This window comes from Stenotrophomonas sp. SXG-1 (genome assembly GCF_014083965.1).
Taxonomy (GTDB): domain Bacteria; phylum Pseudomonadota; class Gammaproteobacteria; order Xanthomonadales; family Xanthomonadaceae; genus Stenotrophomonas; species Stenotrophomonas geniculata.
The window spans coordinates 3,814,319-3,832,096 of the sequence record NZ_CP046588.1; the positions used below are offsets into that span (position 1 = coordinate 3,814,319).

Consider the following 17,778-nt stretch of genomic DNA (forward strand, 5'->3'; position numbering starts at 1 on the left):
CCAGTGTTCTGTAGAGCCGAGCCTATGCTCGGCTTGGGGAAATTGCGACTGAAGCAGCCGAGCATGGCTCGGCTCTACAGAGTCATGACGGCGGCAGGGTTCGTGTCGACCAAGGTCGACACCTACCAGAGCGGGTCAATGGCGTCGGTTGGGGATGTGTGCCGACCAAGGTCGGCACCTACCAGAGCAGGTCATGGCGGCGGAAAGCACCGTGCCGACCAAGGTCGACACCCACCAGAGCGGGTCATGACATCTGCACCGCGCGCTACCAGTCCGCACGCAGGCCGATGTTGCCTTCGATGATGCGGCGCTTCTCGTTGCGGTCACCGCCCAGCTCGCGCGTGTAGTCGGCCACGGCGTACGCGCTGATGGTGCGATTGAAGCGCCCTACCACGCCGACACCGGCCTCCAGCGCGCGCGAGCGCTGCGAATTGACGATCACGTCGTCGTCGAAGCGGATGCGGTCTTCACCGGAGCGGCCATGCCAGTAATTGAGCTTGAAATACGGCTGCCAGCCGTTGTCGGCCAGCTGGTAATCGCCGGCCAGGCGCAGGCCGATGCGGCCAGTCCAGGCGTTGTCGTTGTCGAAACGCACGCTCGACACCTCATCGCGGCGGTCGTCCAGCGACGTGCGTTGCCAGATCACCTGTAGCTGCGGTTCCAGCAACCATGCGGACTGACCGAAGTGCAGCAGCGGTTTGCCGGCCTCCACCGACACGCTGGTGCCATCGCCGCTCAGGCCGAAGCCGAGCCCACGCGAAGAACGCACGCGGCCGTCGTAGCGGCTCTGCATCGCTACGGCGTCGATATAGCCACCACTGCTGTCGGTGAGCGTCCAGTACAGGCCCACGTGCTTGTCGTCCAGGCGGTTCTGTCCCACCTGTACGTTCTCCCAGCCCAGTGCCAGGCCGGTGGTCTTGCCCTGCGCGCGGGTGCGGCCGACGAACACGCCGATCTGGTTGCGGTGGTTGTCGGAGGCAGCGGCCCACACGTCGAGACCAGCCTGCAGGCCCATCACATCGCCATCGAAGCCGGGCTGCGCATCGCCCTTCCAGTGGATCTCGCTGCTCTGCCCCACCAAGCGGCCCCAGGCGGTGCGGAATGCGCCCTGGTTGTACAGCAGGCGCTGCTCGCCCTGCCGCTCGTGGAAGGTGCCGAGGCTGGCCAGCGAGGTCTCCCGCAGGAGCGGCGGCACCACGGCATAGGTGGCAGTCTCCACGCGGTACAGCGGCACCACTGCGCCCTCGGCGGGGCGTGCACCCGGCGTCGGCGGGGCACCGGTTCCGGGCAGCGCACCGCCGGCCACTGGCACGTCCGGCACGGCCGGATCGCTGGGTGGCGCCACCGGCGCGGGTTCCGGTGGCGGTGGTGGCGGCGCGGTCTCGCCCGCGGTCAGGTCCGGATCGGTGGCGCCTTCGGGCGGCGGCGGCGGTGCCGGGGTGATCGGCGGCGGTGGGGCCACTGGAGGCGTCAGCGGTGGCGGTGTCGCGCTGCCGCCACCATTGGGTGCTGGCGTCGGCCCGGTCACCAGCGTCGAACGCAGGTACCAGTTCTCGGCGGTACCGGCACTGACACCGCCCTTGAACAGGTAGTACTCGTAGGCACCGGCCGCAACCGGTGCGAACAGCGAAAACGCACCCGGCGCGGTGCGGCCGCCATTCAAGGCCTGCACCACCAGGATGCCATCGGCCAGCGTGGCGGCGCCGCTGCCGCCGGCATTGAGCACGCCGATGCCGGTGGTCCCGGTGGCAGTACCGCCGTCGATCACCAGACGGTCGCTGGTGGAGTTGTCCGCGCCCAGCACGGTACGCAGGTACAGGCCACCACCGTCTCCGCGGTAGTTGCCACGCACGGTGAACACGTCGCCAGCGCCGGTACCTGTCAGGTCGATGCGCCCGGCATTGACCATCTCCACCAGTGCACCACTGTTGAATGGGCGGATGGCATGCCCCCCACTGCCCGCGTAGACGGTACTGGTGTCATCCACCGTAAGCGTGCCGGTGCCGCTACCGCTGTCGCCCAGCACCAGATCGCCATCGAAGCTCAGCTCGGTGCTGTTGGCCAGGCTGATCGCCTCCCAGTTCTGGAAGCGGCCCACGCCCGTGGTCTTGACGTTGCTCAGGTTGAGCTGGTCGATGCCACCGCCACCGTCGAACAGCGGAACCGCACCGAGGTTGCCCTGGTTGAGGTTGCTGAGGTTGGCCACGTCGTTGTCCGGGCCCATGTCGATCGCGCCGTAGACGATGCCACCGCCATTCCAGTTGAAGGTGTCATTGCCGGTACTGAGCAGCACCTGCCCGCGCACGGTGCCGTCGGTGATGGTCACGCTGTCGTTGCCGCCGCTGACGCTGATGTTGCCGCCGATGTAGGCGGTACCAGAAATGATGATGGTATCGGTGTCGAAACCGGTAACCACATTGCCATCCACGGTGCCGCCGGACTGGTCCCACAGGTTCTTGTCCAGCTTCATGTTGACGCGGCCGATGCGGCCACCGGTCATCCAGGCCTGGTCGCCATCCTCGAACGCGCCGATGATGCGGCCACCGCTCATGCGGAAGGTATCGATGTTGTCGCCCTGCTGCAGCGCGCCGACCGTGCCGCCACTCATGACGAAATCATCGCGGCCACTGCCCTGCGCTACCAGGCCGGTGACGGTGCCGCCGGTGACGGTCATCTGGTCATCGCCACTGCCCTGGTCGACGCTGTCGATCGTGCCATCGCTCAACAGCAGCACATCATTGCCATCGCCCTGCTGCACGCCGCCGCTGATGCTGCCGGCCAGCATCTGCAGGCGATCGTTGCCGGCGCCGAACTGCACGCCACCGGTACCGCCGCTGATGGTGCCGCGGTTGACCACGCTGCTGTCGCCTGCACCTTTGAAGGCGATGCCCCAGCCAGCGGCTGCGCTGATCTGGCCGTCGTTGACGACGCCGCTGCCCCCCTGCAGATACAGCGCGTAGCCCTGTGCCGAGGAAATGCTGCCACTGGCAGCATTGTTGACCGTCACCACGGCGTCGGCATTGATGCCACCGGCGGTGCCGCTACCGACGGTGCCGCTGGCCGCGATGCTGCCCTGGTTGTTGATGGTGCCGCTGGCCGTCGGGGCGACGTAGATCGCATTGGCGTTGCTGCTACTCAGCTGTGCGCCGCTCTGCACGTTGATGGTAACGCCGGTGGCTCCGGCGCCAAGGGTGACTGGCGTTGCATCGGGGTTGGGCGCGGCCGCACTACAGGTGACGGTCTGCCCGGCGGCGGGGGCGGACGCATCGCATCCCGCCCAGGCTGCCGGGGCGGACAAGGCGAGCAACGACGGCGCCGCCAGGATCTGGACCAGGGAAACGGTCAAACGACGCCGGCGGAACCCGGGCGGGACGACATGGGACATACGGCACTCCTGGGTCGGGGATCAGGAACTGCGGATGCTATGTACGGCGCTACTCACGCAGTCTGCCACTGCCATGAATGGTTTCGATAGGTGAAATTGCAGGCAACCGGTCACGCTTTCGATGTGAAATCGGGAAGTGCTCACGCGCCCCGCATATCGATGAATGCGTTCACCATCATTGGCCCGCCAAGAGCATCCACGCATGGCGTGGATCTACTGCAATCCTGGCCCAGTAGATCCACGCCATGCGTGGATGAGCCGTTCGCTACTATCTTTGCCCGCGCTCAGATCTTCAGATAAATGCGACGTCGGTCCAGCCACCACGCCACGCCCCACCACAGCGCAACGAACACCAACGCCTGCAACATCGAGGCCAGCTCCAGCACCTGCGGCATCGCTGCAGCCAGCTGCTGCCACACCCACTCCCAGGCACCGGTCGCCAGCAGGATCACCGACATCACCGAGGCCCCCAGATAGGCGGTGATCGCATTGACACCGAAGCGACGGCCCAGTGCGGGCCATCCCTTGCGGTCGATCAGCGCGTGGCCCAGCCACAATGCCAGCGCGGCCAGGCCCCCGGTCCACAGCACGTAGCTGGGCGTCCACAGCTGCTTGTTGAGCGGCAACACCGTCGTCAGCAGCAGGCCGAGCACGGCGGTGATCGCACCCAGCGCCGCCAATGCACCGGCGCGGCCACTGCGCAGCAGGCCGCCGGCCAGCAGGCCCAGCACCGTGCTGGCCAACGCGCCGAGGCTGCTCAGCAATCCTTCCGGGTCATGGCCCAGACCGGTATCGGCCTGCCATTGGTAGATCCATGGCGCGAACAAGGTGGTGTCGAGACGGCTGGCCGGGTTGGTCCAGGGCGCAAGGTCACCCACGCCCAGCAGCAGCGCTGCATACCCCACCAGCAACGCCACCAGCACGGCCGCCTGCACGCGCGGACGCGTGTACACCGCCAGCAGGCCCACCACTGCCGCGCACAATGCAATGCGCTGCAGCACACCCCAGATGCGGAAGTGATGCGTATGCAGTGCCCACCACACCAGCAGGTGCAGCAGCACGCCGGCAACGGCGATGCGCAGTGCGCGTTCCAGCACGCCACGCGCCAGTGCAGGCCGCACCGACGCGTCCAGCGCGCGCGGCGCTACGCTGAACGCCATCGACACGCCCACCAGGAACAGGAAGAACGGGAACACCAGATCGGTGGGCGTGCAGCCATGCCATTCCGAATGGCGCAGCGGTGCGAACACCGCACTCCAGTCGCCCGGGTTGTTGACCAGCAGCATCGCCGCCACGGTGATGCCACGCAGGGCGTCGATCGAGCCCAGCCGGCGTGGCGGCGTCGCGTTCATCAGGCGGCCTCGTACTGTCCGGTAATCCAGGTGCCACGCACCTGCAGGGCATCATCCAGCAGCACCAGGTCGGCCTGGTAGCCCTCGGCGATGTGCCCCAGGCGGTCGTCGACGTTGAGGAACTGCGCCGGGTAAGTCGAGGCCATGCGTGCGGCTTCGGCCAACGGCTGGCCGAGCAGCTGCACGGTGTTGCGCACGGCGGTGGCCATGTCCAGCGCCGAGCCGGCCAGCGAACCGGCGGCATTGCGCACCACGCCGTCGAGGGCGGTGATGGTTTCGCCATACAGCACGTAACTGGGATCGTCGGCGCCAACCGGCGGCATCGCATCGGTCACCAGCAGCAGGCGGCCGCGCGGCTTGGCCGCCAGCGCCACGCGCAGGCTGGCCGGATGCACATGCACGCCATCGACAATGATGCCGATCCAGCTGTCGCGGTCTTCCAGCGCAGCGCCCACCGCACCGGGCTCACGGCCCTGCAGCGGCGACATCGCGTTGTACAGATGGGTGAAGCCACGCACCCCAGCATCCAGTCCGGCACGAATCTCTTCGTACGTGCCAGCAGTGTGGCCAGCAGCAACGATCACGCCACGTTCGACCAGCGCACGGATGGTCTCCAGCGGCACGCGTTCCGGCGCCAGTGTCAGCAGGGTCACGCCGTTGTCCAGCGAGGCGGCCAGCGCGATCTCTTCTTCGTCCGGCACGCGGAACTTGCTGGCATCGTGGGTGCCCTTGCGCGCCGGCGCGATGTACGGGCCTTCCAGGTGGATGCCGATCACGCCGGGCACGCCCTGAGCGATTGCTTCGCGCATCGCAGCGATTGCTTCGCGCATCACGTCCACATCGTCGCTGATCAGCGTCGGCAGCATCGCGGTGGTGCCGAAGCGCCGGTGCGCACGCGCGATGGTGCGCAGCGAGGCGACATCGGGCGTGTTGTTGAACAGCGCGCCGCCGCCGCCATTGACCTGCACATCGATGAAGCCGGGCAGCAGCCAGCCGCCGTCCAGATCGATCTGCTCGACCGCCTGGCCCAGCTGCGGTGCAGCGTCAGGCAGCAGCGCGCTGATGCGACCGTCCTCGATCACCACCGCCAGATCGTCGCGGAACTCCTCGCCTGCCAGGATGCGGGCGTTGCGCAGGACCGTGGCCATCACACCGTCTCCGTAACCTTGTTCAGATGCGGCGGCAGATCCGGGTTGAAACCACGGCGCAGCGCCAGCGCGTTGATCGCGCGATAGAAGCTCTGCACGGTCAGCAGCGGGGCACACAGCGGATGCGGTGCGGCCGCCACCGGCAGGTTGCCACCGGCACCGGCCATCCACACCTGTGCACCGCGCGCGGTGAATTCTTCGACGACAGCACGGGTACCGGCGCCGGTCTCGTCGGGTTGGGCAAAGGCCAGCACCGGGAAACCACGGTCAACCAGCGCCATCGGGCCATGCTTCACTTCAGCCGAGCTGTAGGCTTCGGCATGCAGGCTGCAGGTTTCCTTGAACTTCAGTGCAGCCTCCTGGGCCGCGCCCAGGCCCAGGCCACGGCCGAGCACGAACAGGTTGGTCGCCTCGACCAGGCCTTCGGTCACCGCACTCCAGTCGCACTGCCAGGCCTCGCGCATCGCGTCCGGCAGCAGGTCCAGTGCGGCGCGAAGGCTGCTGTCCTGCTTCCAGTACGCAGCCAGCTGCAGCAGTGCGGCCAGCGACGCCAGGTAGCTCTTGGTCGCCGCCACGCTCTTTTCGGCACCGGCATGCAGCGGAATGACCGTATCGGCCAGCAGCGCCAGCGGCGAATCCTCGACGTTGACCAGCGCGATCACGCGCGCACCGGCGGCCTTGGCGGCCTCGGCGTTGCGCAGCAGGTCCGGGCTCTTGCCCGACTGCGAGATGACGATGAACAGTGCGCCGCGCAGCTGCAGGGGTGCGGCATAGACCGACCCCACCGACGGCGAGGCCGATGCGACCACCAGGCCCAGCTGGGTTTCCAGCAGGTACTTGCCATAGGTGGCGGCATGATCGGAACTGCCGCGTGCGCAGGTGACCACGAACGGGGGCGGCGCAGCACGCAGGCTGGCGGCCAGGGATTCCAGGGTGGCGTGGTTGCGCGAGAACTGGCGGGCAACCACGTCAGCCGCTTCAGCGGCCTCGGCGAACATCAGGGTGGAAGTGGGGTCTGACAGCGACATGGCAGGCTCAGGCAGGATCGGAAGGAAGGGGGCGTACGCCGGCCGGGCGCATCGGCGCGGTCGAACCGCGCACCACCAGCTGCGGCACGAAGCCCTGGTTGTGCAGTGGTGCCGGCGCATCGTCGTAGGCGTCGCTGCGCAGCTGCGCGATCAGCAGGCGCGCGGCATGGCGGGCGATGTCCTCGGTGGCCTGCTTGGCGGTGGTCAGCGGCGGCCACGACTGGCGCGAGAACGGGCTGTCCTCGAAGCCGGCAATGGACAGGTCGTAGGGCACGTTCATGCCGGCCGACTTGGCGGCGGCCAGCACGCCGGCAGCGATTTCGTCGTTGGAACCGAAGATGGCGGTGGGCGGCTCGCGCAGCGCCAGCAGGCGGCGCGCGCCGCGGAAACCATCGTCGAAGGTGTAGTCGCCCTGCACCACCAGATGCTTGTCCACGGTCATGCCGTAGTCCTTCAGCGCGGCTTCGTAACCGGCATAGCGTTCGCCCGAGGAGCGGTGCGAGATGCCGCCCCAGAGGAAGCCGATGCGCTGGTGGCCCAGCTGGATCAGGTGCTCGGTGATTTCGTAGGCCGCCTCGCGGTCGTCGACGAACACGCAGGCACCGTCGGCGGGGTCTTCGGTGGCGGCGATGATCCGCACCAGCTTGATGCCGCGCGCAGTCAGCGCCTGGATCAGGTCGCGGCGCTCGGACATCGGCGCGGTCAGCACCAGCCCGGCCAGCCGCGAACGCTGCACCCAGTCGGCCAGCTCATCGGCCAATAGCGGCGAGCTGGAATCGCAGGGGTGGATCTGGAGGCCGAAACCGGTCTCGCGGCAGGCGGCCAGCACGCCGTTCTGCACGCCGATGATGTGGTACGGGTTCGGGTTGTCGTAGACCAGCCCGATCACGAAGGTGGTGCCGCTGCGCAGGTTGCGCGCCGACGGATCGGGCTCGTAATCGAGTTCAGCAATGGCACGCAGCACCCGCGCACGGGTGGCCTGCATCACCGAAGGCTCGTTGTTGATCACCCGCGAGACCGTTTTCAGCGAGACCTTGGCCTTCTCCGCAACGTCCTTGATGGTCGCTCTGCGCATGGGTTTTCCCTGGGGTTGGCTGCCGTCCATCATCGCCGATCAGGCCTTGTCCTGCGGCAGGCCGGCGCGGTGGCCGACCACCGAATAAAACAGGATGTACAGGTAGCACGGCACCATCAGCAGCACGAACACCAGCTGGAAGTCGATGTGCTGCTTGAGCACGGCGAACAGCTGCGGAATGATCGCGCCGCCGGCGATGCCCATCACCAACAGGGCCGAGCCGGTCTCGGTGAAGCGGCCCAGGCCGCGGATCGCCAGCGGGAAGATGGCCGGCCACATCATGGCGTTGGCAAAGCCCAGCAGCGCCACGAAGGCCACCGAGACGTAGCCGTGCGTAGCCCAGGCGCCCAGGCAGAACACCACGCCCATCACTGCCGAAATGGTCAGGTAGCGCGACTGCGAGACCAGGCCAGGGATCGCCAGCAGGCCGACCACGTAGCCGGCCAACATCGCACCCAGCGTCAGCGAGGTGAACATCTTGGTCTGGTCCAGCGGCAAGCCGAAACCGTGGCCGTAGGTGCCGATCGCATCACCGGCCATGACTTCCACGCCTACGTACACGAACAGGCACAGCACGCCCAGCCACAGATGCGGGAACTGGAAGATGCTGCGGCGCTCGGCCGTTCCCGGTGCCCCTGACGGCGTTGCATTGGCTTCGGAGGACTTGATCTCCGGCAGAGGCGAGAACAGCACGGCCACCGCCAGCACCACCAGCAGCGCGGCCATCGCCAGGTACGGCGCATGGATCTTGGAGGCGAATTCGTTGAGCAGCGCGACCTTGGTGACCGCGTCGGCGGCCTGCACCTGCTTGTCCAGGTCACCGATGCCATGCAGTACCAGGGTGCCGATCAGCACCGGCGCCAGCATGCCGGCGATCTTGTTGCAGATGCCCATCAGCGCGATGCGGCGTGCCGCCGTCTCGATCGGGCCGAGGATGGAGATGTAGGGATTGATCGCCGTCTGCAGCAGGGCCAGCCCGCTGCCGATCACGAACAGCCCGCCCAGCGCGCCGGGGTACCAGCGCTGCGTCGCGAATTCACCGAAGAGTGCCGCGCCGCCGGCCATCACCAGCAGGCTCAGGCTGAGGCCCTTCTTCATGCCGGTGCGGCGCAGGATCCATGACGCCGGCAGGGCCAGGAAGAAGTAGGACAGGTAGAACACCATCAGCACCAGGAAGGCGCCGACCTCGCTGAGTTCGAAGGCCAACTTGACGAAGGTGATCAACGGGCCGTTGAGCCAGGTGAAGAAGCCGATCAGGAAGAACAACACGCCAACGATGGCGATGGAGGTGGCCACGTTCGGGCGCGCGCTTGCAGCGGGGACGGCGGACATCAGGAGGGCTCCTGCGGCGACGGCCGCAGAACGCGGCGTCGGAGAGTGGCTGGGAACAACGTTGTCACATTCTTTCGATGGACAGCTGCGGTTTGTCAACTTCCACACGCAGCCCCGTGAACCTCGTGCTGCACTGCGCAACCCGATCGCAACGCATCGTGCTGAATGCGCCGGAGGCCTTGGCCCATGTGCAGCAACGGTTCCAACGTGAAATCCGCACTCACGCCATGTAAACGTTTACTGCATGTCGCATTCGTTGCGATGCAGCAACGAAAGTGTCACGAACTCGTTGACATCGTTGTCAGCGGGGTTACAGACTCCGCCCCAATCGCCGCCCCCGATCCCGGGGCCGGCCCCACCTGCAGCAGGAGCCCGCGTGACCGCCAGCCACCCCGCCCCGGCCCATGTCCTGTCCCGAGTCGCGCCCTCGTTCCTGGCCGCCGACGTCGGTGGCACCCATGTGCGCGTGGCCAGGGTCCAGGCCAGCGGTGATGCCGCCCACCCGGTGCAGGTGCTGGAGTACCGCAAGTACCGCAATGCCGACCATGCCGGCCTCAGCGCGATCCTGTCCGACTTCCTCGGCGAAGGCCCGCGGCCCACGCATTGCGTGGTCGCCAGCGCCGGCTACGCCCGCGAGGACGGCACGGTGATCACCGCCAACCTGCCGTGGCCGCTGTCGGCGCGCCAGGTGGAAGCCGACGTCGGCCTGCAGCGGGTCTACATCGTCAACGACTTCGAAGCGGTGGCCTATGCCGCCGCGCAGGTGGACGCCAGCGGCGTGCTGCACCTGTGCGGGCCGGACACCGCCACGCGCGGCCCGACCCTGGTGGTCGGCCCCGGTACCGGCCTCGGTGCAGCACTGTGGATTCCCACCGCGCACGGCCCGGTGGTGCTTCCCACCGAAGCCGGCCAGCCGACCCTGGCCGCCAGCACCGAACTGGAAATGGCCATCGTCCGCCACATGCAGCGCGACCGCGCCCATGTATCGATCGAACATGCGATCTCCGGCCCGGGCCTGATGAACCTGTACCGCGCGGTGTGTGCGCTGCAGGGGCAGGCACCGACGCTGGCCAGCCCCGATGCGGTCACCGCCGCCGCCATGGCCGATTCCGATGCACGCGCGCGCCAGGCGCTGGATGTGTTCTGCGGCCTGCTCGGCAGCACCATCGGCGACATGGCCCTGTTCTACGGCGCCCACGGTGGCGTCTACCTGGCCGGCGGCATCCTGCCGCAGATCCGCGAATACCTGCACGCCAGCACCTTCGTCGAACGCTACCTGCAGAAGGGGCCGATGGGCGAAGCACTGGCACGCATCCCGGTGAAGGTCGTCGAACACGGCCAGCTGGGCGTGGTCGGCGCTGCAAGCTGGTACCTGCAGCAGCAGTCGGCCGCCTGACACCGCAACAGGCTTCAACGCAATCGCAGCACGCAGTACGTGGCACGCCAACGCACGGGACTTCGCCGCCACCCCGCGCATGTCATCGCAACCGTAACCGAACACCGCCGCCGGCATCCAATCGAGTGATGAGGAGAGACATCATGAACACCCGCAAGACCCTGCTTTCGGCCGCCATCGTCAGCTGCATCGCCTTCAGTGCGCACGCGCAGCAGGCCGCCCAGACCGCCACCGACCTGGATACCGTGCAGGTCACCGGCATCCGTGGTTCGATGGAAAAGTCGCTGGATACCAAGCGCGAAGCCAATGCACGCGTGGAAGTGGTCACCGCCGAAGACGTGGGCAAGCTGCCCGCGCACAACGTCGCCGATACGCTGCAGCGCCTGCCGGGCGTGAACATCAGCTCGTCCAGCGCCGACGAAGGCGGCTTCGACGAAGCCGACCGTGTCAGCCTGCGCGGTACCAGCCCGAGCCTGACCCAGACCCTGATCAACGGCCACACCGTCGGCACCGCCGACTGGTTCGTGCTCAGCCAGGGCAACAACGTCGGCCGCAGCGTCAGCTACTCGTTGCTGCCGTCGGAACTGGTGCGCTCGGTGGAAGTGAACAAGTCCTCGCAGGCCAAGCTGCAGGACGGCGGCACCACCGGTACCGTCAACATCCTCACCCGCAAGCCGCTGGAATTCTCCAAGCAGCTCACTGCGGAAGGCTCCATCGGCATGGTGCGTTCGGACCAGGCCAAGTCCAACGACCCGCAGCTGTCGGCACTGTTCAACTACAAGAACGACGAAGGCAACTTCGGCGTGATGGTGCAGGCCTTCAGCCAGAAGCGCGAGCTGCGCCGCGAAGCGCAGGAAATCCCGGGCGGCTTCTTCCAGATCGATCCGAATGGCACCGTGGCCAAGTCCAACCCGGACCTGGCCGGCGTGTACGCGCCGGGCCTGCTCGGCTCGACCCTGTTTGAACAGACCCGCGAGCGCAAGGGCGGCCTGGTGTCGCTGCAGTTCAAGCCGATGGACAACCTGACCCTGGGCCTGGAAGGCTTCAGCTCGGAACTGAAGGCGAACAACTACAACCGCAACTTCATGCTGTGGGGCGGCCGCATCCTCAACGACCGTACCGTTGAAGATGCCAATGGCAACAAGATCCTGATTCCGGGCCAGGCCCCGAATCCGGGTTACGTCGTCAAGGATGGCGTGCTGTCCAACGCCACCTTCGCCGGCCAGGCCGACCGCGACTACGCGGTGTACGACATGATCTATCGCGAGTCGAAGGCCAAGACCAACTACATCACCTTCGATGCCGACTGGCAGATCAGCGACAACCTGGGCATGAAGTTCCAGGCTGGCAGCACCAAGGGCACCGGCGAAACGCCGCGCCAGTACATCGCCGAAGTCAACCTGGCCCGTGGTGGCGGCGCCACCTGGGCAACCCACGGCAACGGCTCGCCGATCGACTGGAACGTCGGTGGCAACATCGGCCCGAGCGGCGTGACCGACTTCGGCACCTGGGGCAACCAGCAGGTCACCGCGATCGACAAGGAAAAGTGGGCCACGCTCGATTTCAACCAGTACTTCGCCGACGCTGGCGTACTGAACTCGATCGATTTCGGCGCCCGCTTCGGCGACCACAAGCGCGAGGCCAAGTCGCCGGAAGGCGCAACCCCGGGCGCGATCTGGAATGCGCTGAAGAACGGCGCTACCGCCAACTTCCCCGGCGGCTTTGCCAACGGCATCGGTGGCAGCTTCCCGCGTGACCTGTGGTACTTCACCCCGGGTGCGCTGAAGGAAGCGGTGACCAACAACTCCACTTGGCTGTCCGGCAATGACGGCCCGACCGGCCGCCACAACTACGGCGCCGAGTGGAAGGTGTCCGAGAAGAACTTCGCCGCGTACGTACAGGGCAACTTCAGCGGCGACCGCTGGAGCGGCAACGTCGGCCTGCGCTACGTCAACATCAAGCAGGATATCGATACCTACGCCGCCGCCACCGGCTCGACCGTGCCGGACGTGAGCAGCCTGTTCGGCGCGTGGACCCGCGAAGCTTTCGAGAACAAGCACAACCGCGTGCTGCCGAGCGCCAACTTCAAGTACGACCTGCGCGACGACCTGGTGCTGCGCGTGGCCGCCTCGCAGACCCAGACCCTGCCGGACTTCTCGGCACTGGGTGCCTCGTCCTACGGTTCGGACCTGAACCGGACTGGCGGTGGCGGCAATCCGAAGCTGAAGCCGGTGGTGTCGACCAACTTCGATGCCAACCTGGAGTGGTACTTCATGCCGCGCGGCATGTTGTCGATCGGTGCCTACTCGATGCGCCTGAAGGACTACGTGGCCTTCAGCACCGAAAAGGAGATGCTGTTCAGCGAGCTGACCAACCGTCTCGAGGAATACAACATCTCCCGCCCGCGCAATGCCGACGGCAAGGTCCGCGGTATCGAAGTGGCCTATGAGCAGCCGATCGGCGAGTACTTCGGTGTCAATGCCAACTACACCTACGCCGATGGCAGCACCGAACACACCTGGGCCGATGGAACCGACAACCTGCTCGGCACTTCGAAGAACACCTACAACGTCGGTGCCTACTTCGAGAACGATACCTTCGGTGCACGCGTCAGCTACACCCGCCGTTCGTCGTTCCTGATCGGCCTGTCCGGCGCCAACCCGTACTACCAGGATGACTTCGGCACCCTGTCGGCGTCGCTGAGCTACAAGGCCACCGACTGGCTGAGCATCAGCTTCGATGCGCTCAACCTCAACAACCCGACCTACAAGTACTACCAGACCGCGGCGATCCCGACCTCGTTCTACAGCAACGGTCGCCAGTACTACCTCAACTTCCGCTTCAAGTACTGATCCAGCGGCAGCAACATCGCCGAGTCGTGCACGCACGCCGGGCCTGGGTCATTCCGGGCCCGGCGTTTTTCATGTATAGCGTTCATCGCACCGTTCCAAGGAGTCGTACCGATGGTCAAGCCTTCCCGCGCCCGGATGCGCAGCGCAGTGCTGCTGGGCAGCCTGCTCGCCCTGTTGCCGGCGCTGCCGGCACTTGCCGCCGACCCCACGCCTGCCGCTGAAGCACCCGGCCCGCAGCTGCGCGCCGGCAGCCTGATGCTGATTCCCGCCCCGGCCACCGTGCAGCGCGGCCAGGGCAGCGGCATCACCGTGCGCGCCGATACCGTGCTGCAGGCCGAAGGCGAAGCCGCGCAGCGCGTCGCCAACCAGTTCGCCGACCTGCTGGCCCGCAGCGGTGGCCCGCGCCTGGCACTGGCCAAGGGCAAAGTCAGCGCCAAGGCCGGCAGCATCCGCTTCCAGATCGTGCCCACCTTCCGCGACAGCGGTGAGGGCTACACGCTGGAAAGCACCGCACAGGGCGTGCTGGTGCAGGCTGGCAACGAAACCGGCCTGTTCTACGGCGCGACCACCCTCGCCCAGCTCGCCACCGGCGGCAGCAACGGCGTGCTGCCCGCAGTGCAGATCCAGGACGCGCCGCGCTTCAGCTGGCGCGGCTTCATGCTCGACTCCGCCCGTCACTTCCAGAGCCTGGACGAGATCAAGCACGTGCTCGACGCGATGGCCGCGCACAAGCTCAACACCTTCCACTGGCACCTGACCGACGACCAGGGCTGGCGCATGGAGATCAAGCGCTACCCGAAGCTGACCGAAGTGGGCAGCTGCCGCCTGCCGGCCGGTGACGGCGGCATCGATCCGGTCAGCGGCCAGGAGCATCCGTACTGCGGCTTCTACACCCAGGAGCAGATCCGCGAAGTGATCGCCTATGCCGCGAAGCTGCATATCCAGGTGATTCCGGAAATCGATGTACCGGGCCACGCGACTGCTGCGATTGCCGCGTATCCGGAGCTGGGCACCATCGATACGCCGCTGAAGCCGATCAGCGAATGGGGCGTGTTCCCAAACCTGTTCAACGTGGAAGACAGCACCGTCACCTTCCTCGAGAACGTGCTGGAAGAAGTGATCGCGCTGTTCCCGGCCAGGTACGTGCACGTCGGTGGCGACGAGGCGGTGAAGGACCAGTGGGAAGCATCCAAGCGGGTGCAGCAGCGCATGCGTGCGCTGGGCATCAAGAATGAAATGGCCATGCAGAGCCACATCATCAAGCGCCTGGAAACCTTCCTGGAGGAACACGACCGGCGCCTGATCGGCTGGGACGAAATCCTCGAAGGCGGATTGCCGCCGCAGGCCACAGTGATGTCGTGGCAGGGCACCGAAGGCGGCCTGGCTGCGGCCAGCGCCGGCCATGACGTGATCATGTCGCCGGTCGGCTACCTGTACCTGGATTACCTGCAGACGGCCTCGCCAAATGAACCGCCGGGCCGTCCGACCCAGGTCAACCTCGGCAAGCTCTACAACTTCGAGCCGGTGCCGGCCGAGCTGGCCGCCGACAAGCGTGGGCACATCCTGGGCCTGCAGGCCAACATGTTCACCGAGCACACGCGCAGCTATGCACGCCTGCAGCACAACCTGTTCCCGCGCCTGGCCGCGGTGGCCGAGACCGGCTGGAGCACGTCGGAGCATCGCGACTTCCGCGATTTCCTCGCGCGCCTGCCCTCCCAACTGCAGCGCTACCGTGCCTGGGGCCTGGCCTATGCGCAGACCCCGTTCGAAGTGGGCGTGGACTACACCGACAACCGCGCGGCCGGCACAGTGACCGTGTCGCTGGCCAATCCGCTGGGTTATGAAGTGCGCTACAGCACCGATGGCCAACCGGTGACCGCGCAGTCGCCGCTGTACCAGCAGCCGCTGACCGGGAAACTGCCGACCACCGTGCAGGCGGCGGCGTTCTACCAGGGGCAGATGCTGGCCGCGAAGCCGACCATCGCCGCATTCACCGTGCAGTCGCTGCTCAGCCGCCGCAGCGATGAGCTGCTCAGCTGCGTGGGCACGAAGGGCCTGGTATTGCGCCTGGAAGACGATGGCCCGCGTGAGGGAACGCGTGCGGTGTTCAACGTGGACATCTTCCAGCCGTGCTGGCGCTGGCCGCAGGCGCAGCTGGACGGCATCGGCAACGTGGAAGTGCGTGCGGGGCGTATTCCGTACTACTTCCAGCTGGCCCACGACGAGCCGAAGCGCCGCTTCGAAAAGGCCCGGAGCGCACACGGTGAAATGCTGATCCGCCGCGGTGATTGCACGGGCAAGGTGCTGGCTCAGGTGCCGCTGCCGGCGCAGACCGATGCCGACGGCTTCGTGACCCTGCGCGCGGCGCTGCCGAAGGGCACCGCTGGCAACGGCGATCTGTGCATCAACTTCACCGGCGACACGCGCCCGGCGATGTGGGTGCTGGATGAGGTCACGCTCAGGTAGGTGCCAACCTTGGTTGCGCTTTGCGGCCGGATCCACGCATCGCGTGGATCTACTGTAGAGCCGGGCCCATGCTCGGCTGCTTTTCAACCGGAAAGCCGAGCATGGGCTCGGCTCTACAGGAACCTCACCCGCGCCAGCGCAGCAGCAGGTCGCGCAGCGGGGTCAGTGCGGTGGCCATGCCGGCGAGCACACCGATCGTGTTGGCGATGGCATCCATCGGGTCGGCCATGCGGTTGCTGGTCAGCGCGCCCTGCGCGAACTCGATGCCGATGCCCATCAGCACCAGGCCCACGCCCACCCACAGCAGCGGGCGGCCCCGACGGAACAGCTGCACCGCGCTGCCTGCCAGGATGAAATAGGCGAGGAAGTGTTCGCCCTTGTCGCTGTTTTCCGGCAACGGAATCGGCGGTGGCGGGATCAGGCAGACCACAATCACCAGCAGCACGGCCAAACCCCACAGCACGGCCCACAACCGCGGCCGCCGCAACGGCTTGATCACCGGCAACACCTCGCTCACAGGCGCCAGCTCAGGTCACCCAGTTCGAAGGCCGGTTCGAAATCGACGCCACGCTGCAGGCCGATGGCCTGGAAGCGCTCGCCCATCTCGGTCGGCAGGGTCAGCTTCTTCACCTGGTCGCGCAACTGGATGCGGCCGACCTCGTCGGTGCGTTCCTCGGCCAGCAGCAGCACCTGGTCCAGGCCATTACCGAGCAGGAAGCTGGCCTGGCTGCAGTAGCCGGCCAGCTCGAAACCGCCGTGCATGCCGGCCTCGGCCATCGCGGTGAAATCCACCGACGCCGTAATGTCCTGCAGGCCCGGCCAGCGGTGCACGTCGTTGTGCACGTGGTGGCGGTAGAACGCGCGCACGGTGCCATCTTCGCGGTCGTGCTGGTAGAACTCGCCGCGGTTGTAACCGTAGTCGACGAACAGCATCGCGCCACGCTGCAGGCCGCCGGCCACCGCCTGCAGCCAGTACGGCAGCTGCGGCAGCACCTCGGAGCGGTAGCCTTCGGCGAAGGGCTTTTCCAGGTAGCGCTCGATGTGGCGCACCGCACCGTTGAGCAGGATATCGGCCGGCTGCGCACCACGGATGAAGTTGCCTTCGGCATCCAGCTCGACGGTTTCCTCATAGACCTCGCCATCGCGGATCAGGAAGCGCGGCGTCGGCAGCGCGTCGATCACCTCGTTGGCGAACACCACGCCTTCCCAGTCCTCTTCGAACGGGCGGTCGACCCAGTCCACGCGCGCGGCCAGCTCGGCCGGCAGGTTCTGCTGCAGGCGCTGCTGCTGGCGCTCGCGCAGGTCCGCGCTGGGTTCGAGGATGGCATAGCGCGACGGCAGCGCGTCCAGTTCGGCCAGGCGCAGCAGCACGGCCTCGGCAAAGGCGCCGGTACCGCCGCCCAGTTCCAGCATCCGCGCCTGTGCACCCAGCTGCGCGAACACCGGCGCCAGCGCATTGGCCACGCTGCCGGCGAACAGGCTGCCAAGCTCGGGCGCGGTGGTGAAGTCACCACTGCCACCGAACTTGCTGGCGCCGGCGCTGTAGTAACCCCAGCCAGGGGTATACAGGCACAGCTCCATGAAGCGCGAGAAGGGCATCGCCCCGCCCTGGGCAAGGATCTCGGCGCGCAGGGCGGCGGCCAGCTGGTCGCTGTGGGCCAGGGCATCGGCTTCGGGCAGGGGGAAGGTGGGCTGCATGGCGTCTTCGAATGCGGTGACAATGGTGCACAGGATAGCCGAGCCT

At 66.9% G+C, this 17,778-nt stretch carries 11 protein-coding genes; 3 read left to right on the forward strand and 8 right to left on the reverse strand.

From position 1 onward, the window contains the following. Positions 1 to 265 precede the first annotated feature (265 nt). The 6 genes from GOC52_RS17400 to GOC52_RS17425 form a co-directional block, all read right to left on the reverse strand. On the reverse strand, positions 266 to 3,385 hold the full coding sequence (locus tag GOC52_RS17400; protein WP_191850006.1) for an autotransporter outer membrane beta-barrel domain-containing protein: 3,120 nt from the start codon (positions 3,383 to 3,385) through the stop codon (positions 266 to 268). Between the two features lie 284 nt (positions 3,386 to 3,669). After that, complete coding sequence (locus GOC52_RS17405; protein WP_191850008.1) at positions 3,670 to 4,737, reverse strand: acyltransferase family protein; 1,068 nt, start codon at positions 4,735 to 4,737, stop codon at positions 3,670 to 3,672. Continuing rightward, positions 4,737 to 5,885 carry an N-acetylglucosamine-6-phosphate deacetylase gene (nagA, locus tag GOC52_RS17410; protein ID WP_191850010.1) on the reverse strand — a complete coding sequence of 383 codons (1,149 nt, stop codon included), beginning with the start codon at positions 5,883 to 5,885 and terminating at the stop codon, positions 4,737 to 4,739. Before nagA ends, GOC52_RS17405 begins: the two co-directional genes overlap by 1 nt. Continuing rightward, positions 5,885 to 6,913, reverse strand: a complete 1,029-nt coding sequence (locus tag GOC52_RS17415) for an SIS domain-containing protein (protein WP_019338836.1) — start codon at positions 6,911 to 6,913, stop codon at positions 5,885 to 5,887. The genes nagA and GOC52_RS17415 overlap by 1 nt, the downstream gene beginning before the upstream one ends. 7 nt (positions 6,914 to 6,920) lie before the next feature. Next, the gene (locus GOC52_RS17420) at positions 6,921 to 7,988 is read right to left on the reverse strand and encodes a LacI family DNA-binding transcriptional regulator (RefSeq protein WP_100446739.1); all 1,068 of its coding nucleotides are present in this window, start codon (positions 7,986 to 7,988) and stop codon (positions 6,921 to 6,923) included. A 39-nt stretch (positions 7,989 to 8,027) separates the two neighbouring features. Beyond that, positions 8,028 to 9,320 (reverse strand): sugar MFS transporter, encoded by a 1,293-nt coding sequence (locus tag GOC52_RS17425; RefSeq protein ID WP_191850012.1) that lies wholly within the window; start codon positions 9,318 to 9,320, stop codon positions 8,028 to 8,030. Between the two features lie 376 nt (positions 9,321 to 9,696). Here GOC52_RS17425 and GOC52_RS17430 point away from each other — a divergent pair, with 376 nt between their 5' ends. From GOC52_RS17430 to GOC52_RS17440, 3 genes are all read left to right on the forward strand, one after another. After that, positions 9,697 to 10,716 (forward strand): glucokinase family protein, encoded by a 1,020-nt coding sequence (locus GOC52_RS17430; protein WP_053443519.1) that lies wholly within the window; start codon positions 9,697 to 9,699, stop codon positions 10,714 to 10,716. 143 nt (positions 10,717 to 10,859) lie between these two features. After that, entirely contained in the window at positions 10,860 to 13,568 is a 2,709-nt protein-coding gene (locus GOC52_RS17435; protein WP_191850014.1) for a TonB-dependent receptor, read from the forward strand. Between the two features lie 111 nt (positions 13,569 to 13,679). Then, entirely contained in the window at positions 13,680 to 16,034 is a 2,355-nt protein-coding gene (locus GOC52_RS17440; RefSeq protein ID WP_049409114.1) for a beta-N-acetylhexosaminidase, read from the forward strand. Positions 16,035 to 16,158: 124 nt separating this feature from the next. On the opposite strand, the gene GOC52_RS17445 is transcribed toward GOC52_RS17440, so the two are convergent. Both GOC52_RS17445 and GOC52_RS17450 read right to left on the reverse strand, forming a co-directional pair. Then, positions 16,159 to 16,551 (reverse strand): VanZ family protein, encoded by a 393-nt coding sequence (locus GOC52_RS17445; protein WP_010480949.1) that lies wholly within the window; start codon positions 16,549 to 16,551, stop codon positions 16,159 to 16,161. Continuing rightward, positions 16,548 to 17,732, reverse strand: coding sequence for a class I SAM-dependent methyltransferase (locus GOC52_RS17450; protein WP_191850016.1), 1,185 nt, complete (start codon positions 17,730 to 17,732; stop codon positions 16,548 to 16,550). The genes GOC52_RS17445 and GOC52_RS17450 overlap by 4 nt, the downstream gene beginning before the upstream one ends. Positions 17,733 to 17,778 lie beyond the last annotated feature (46 nt).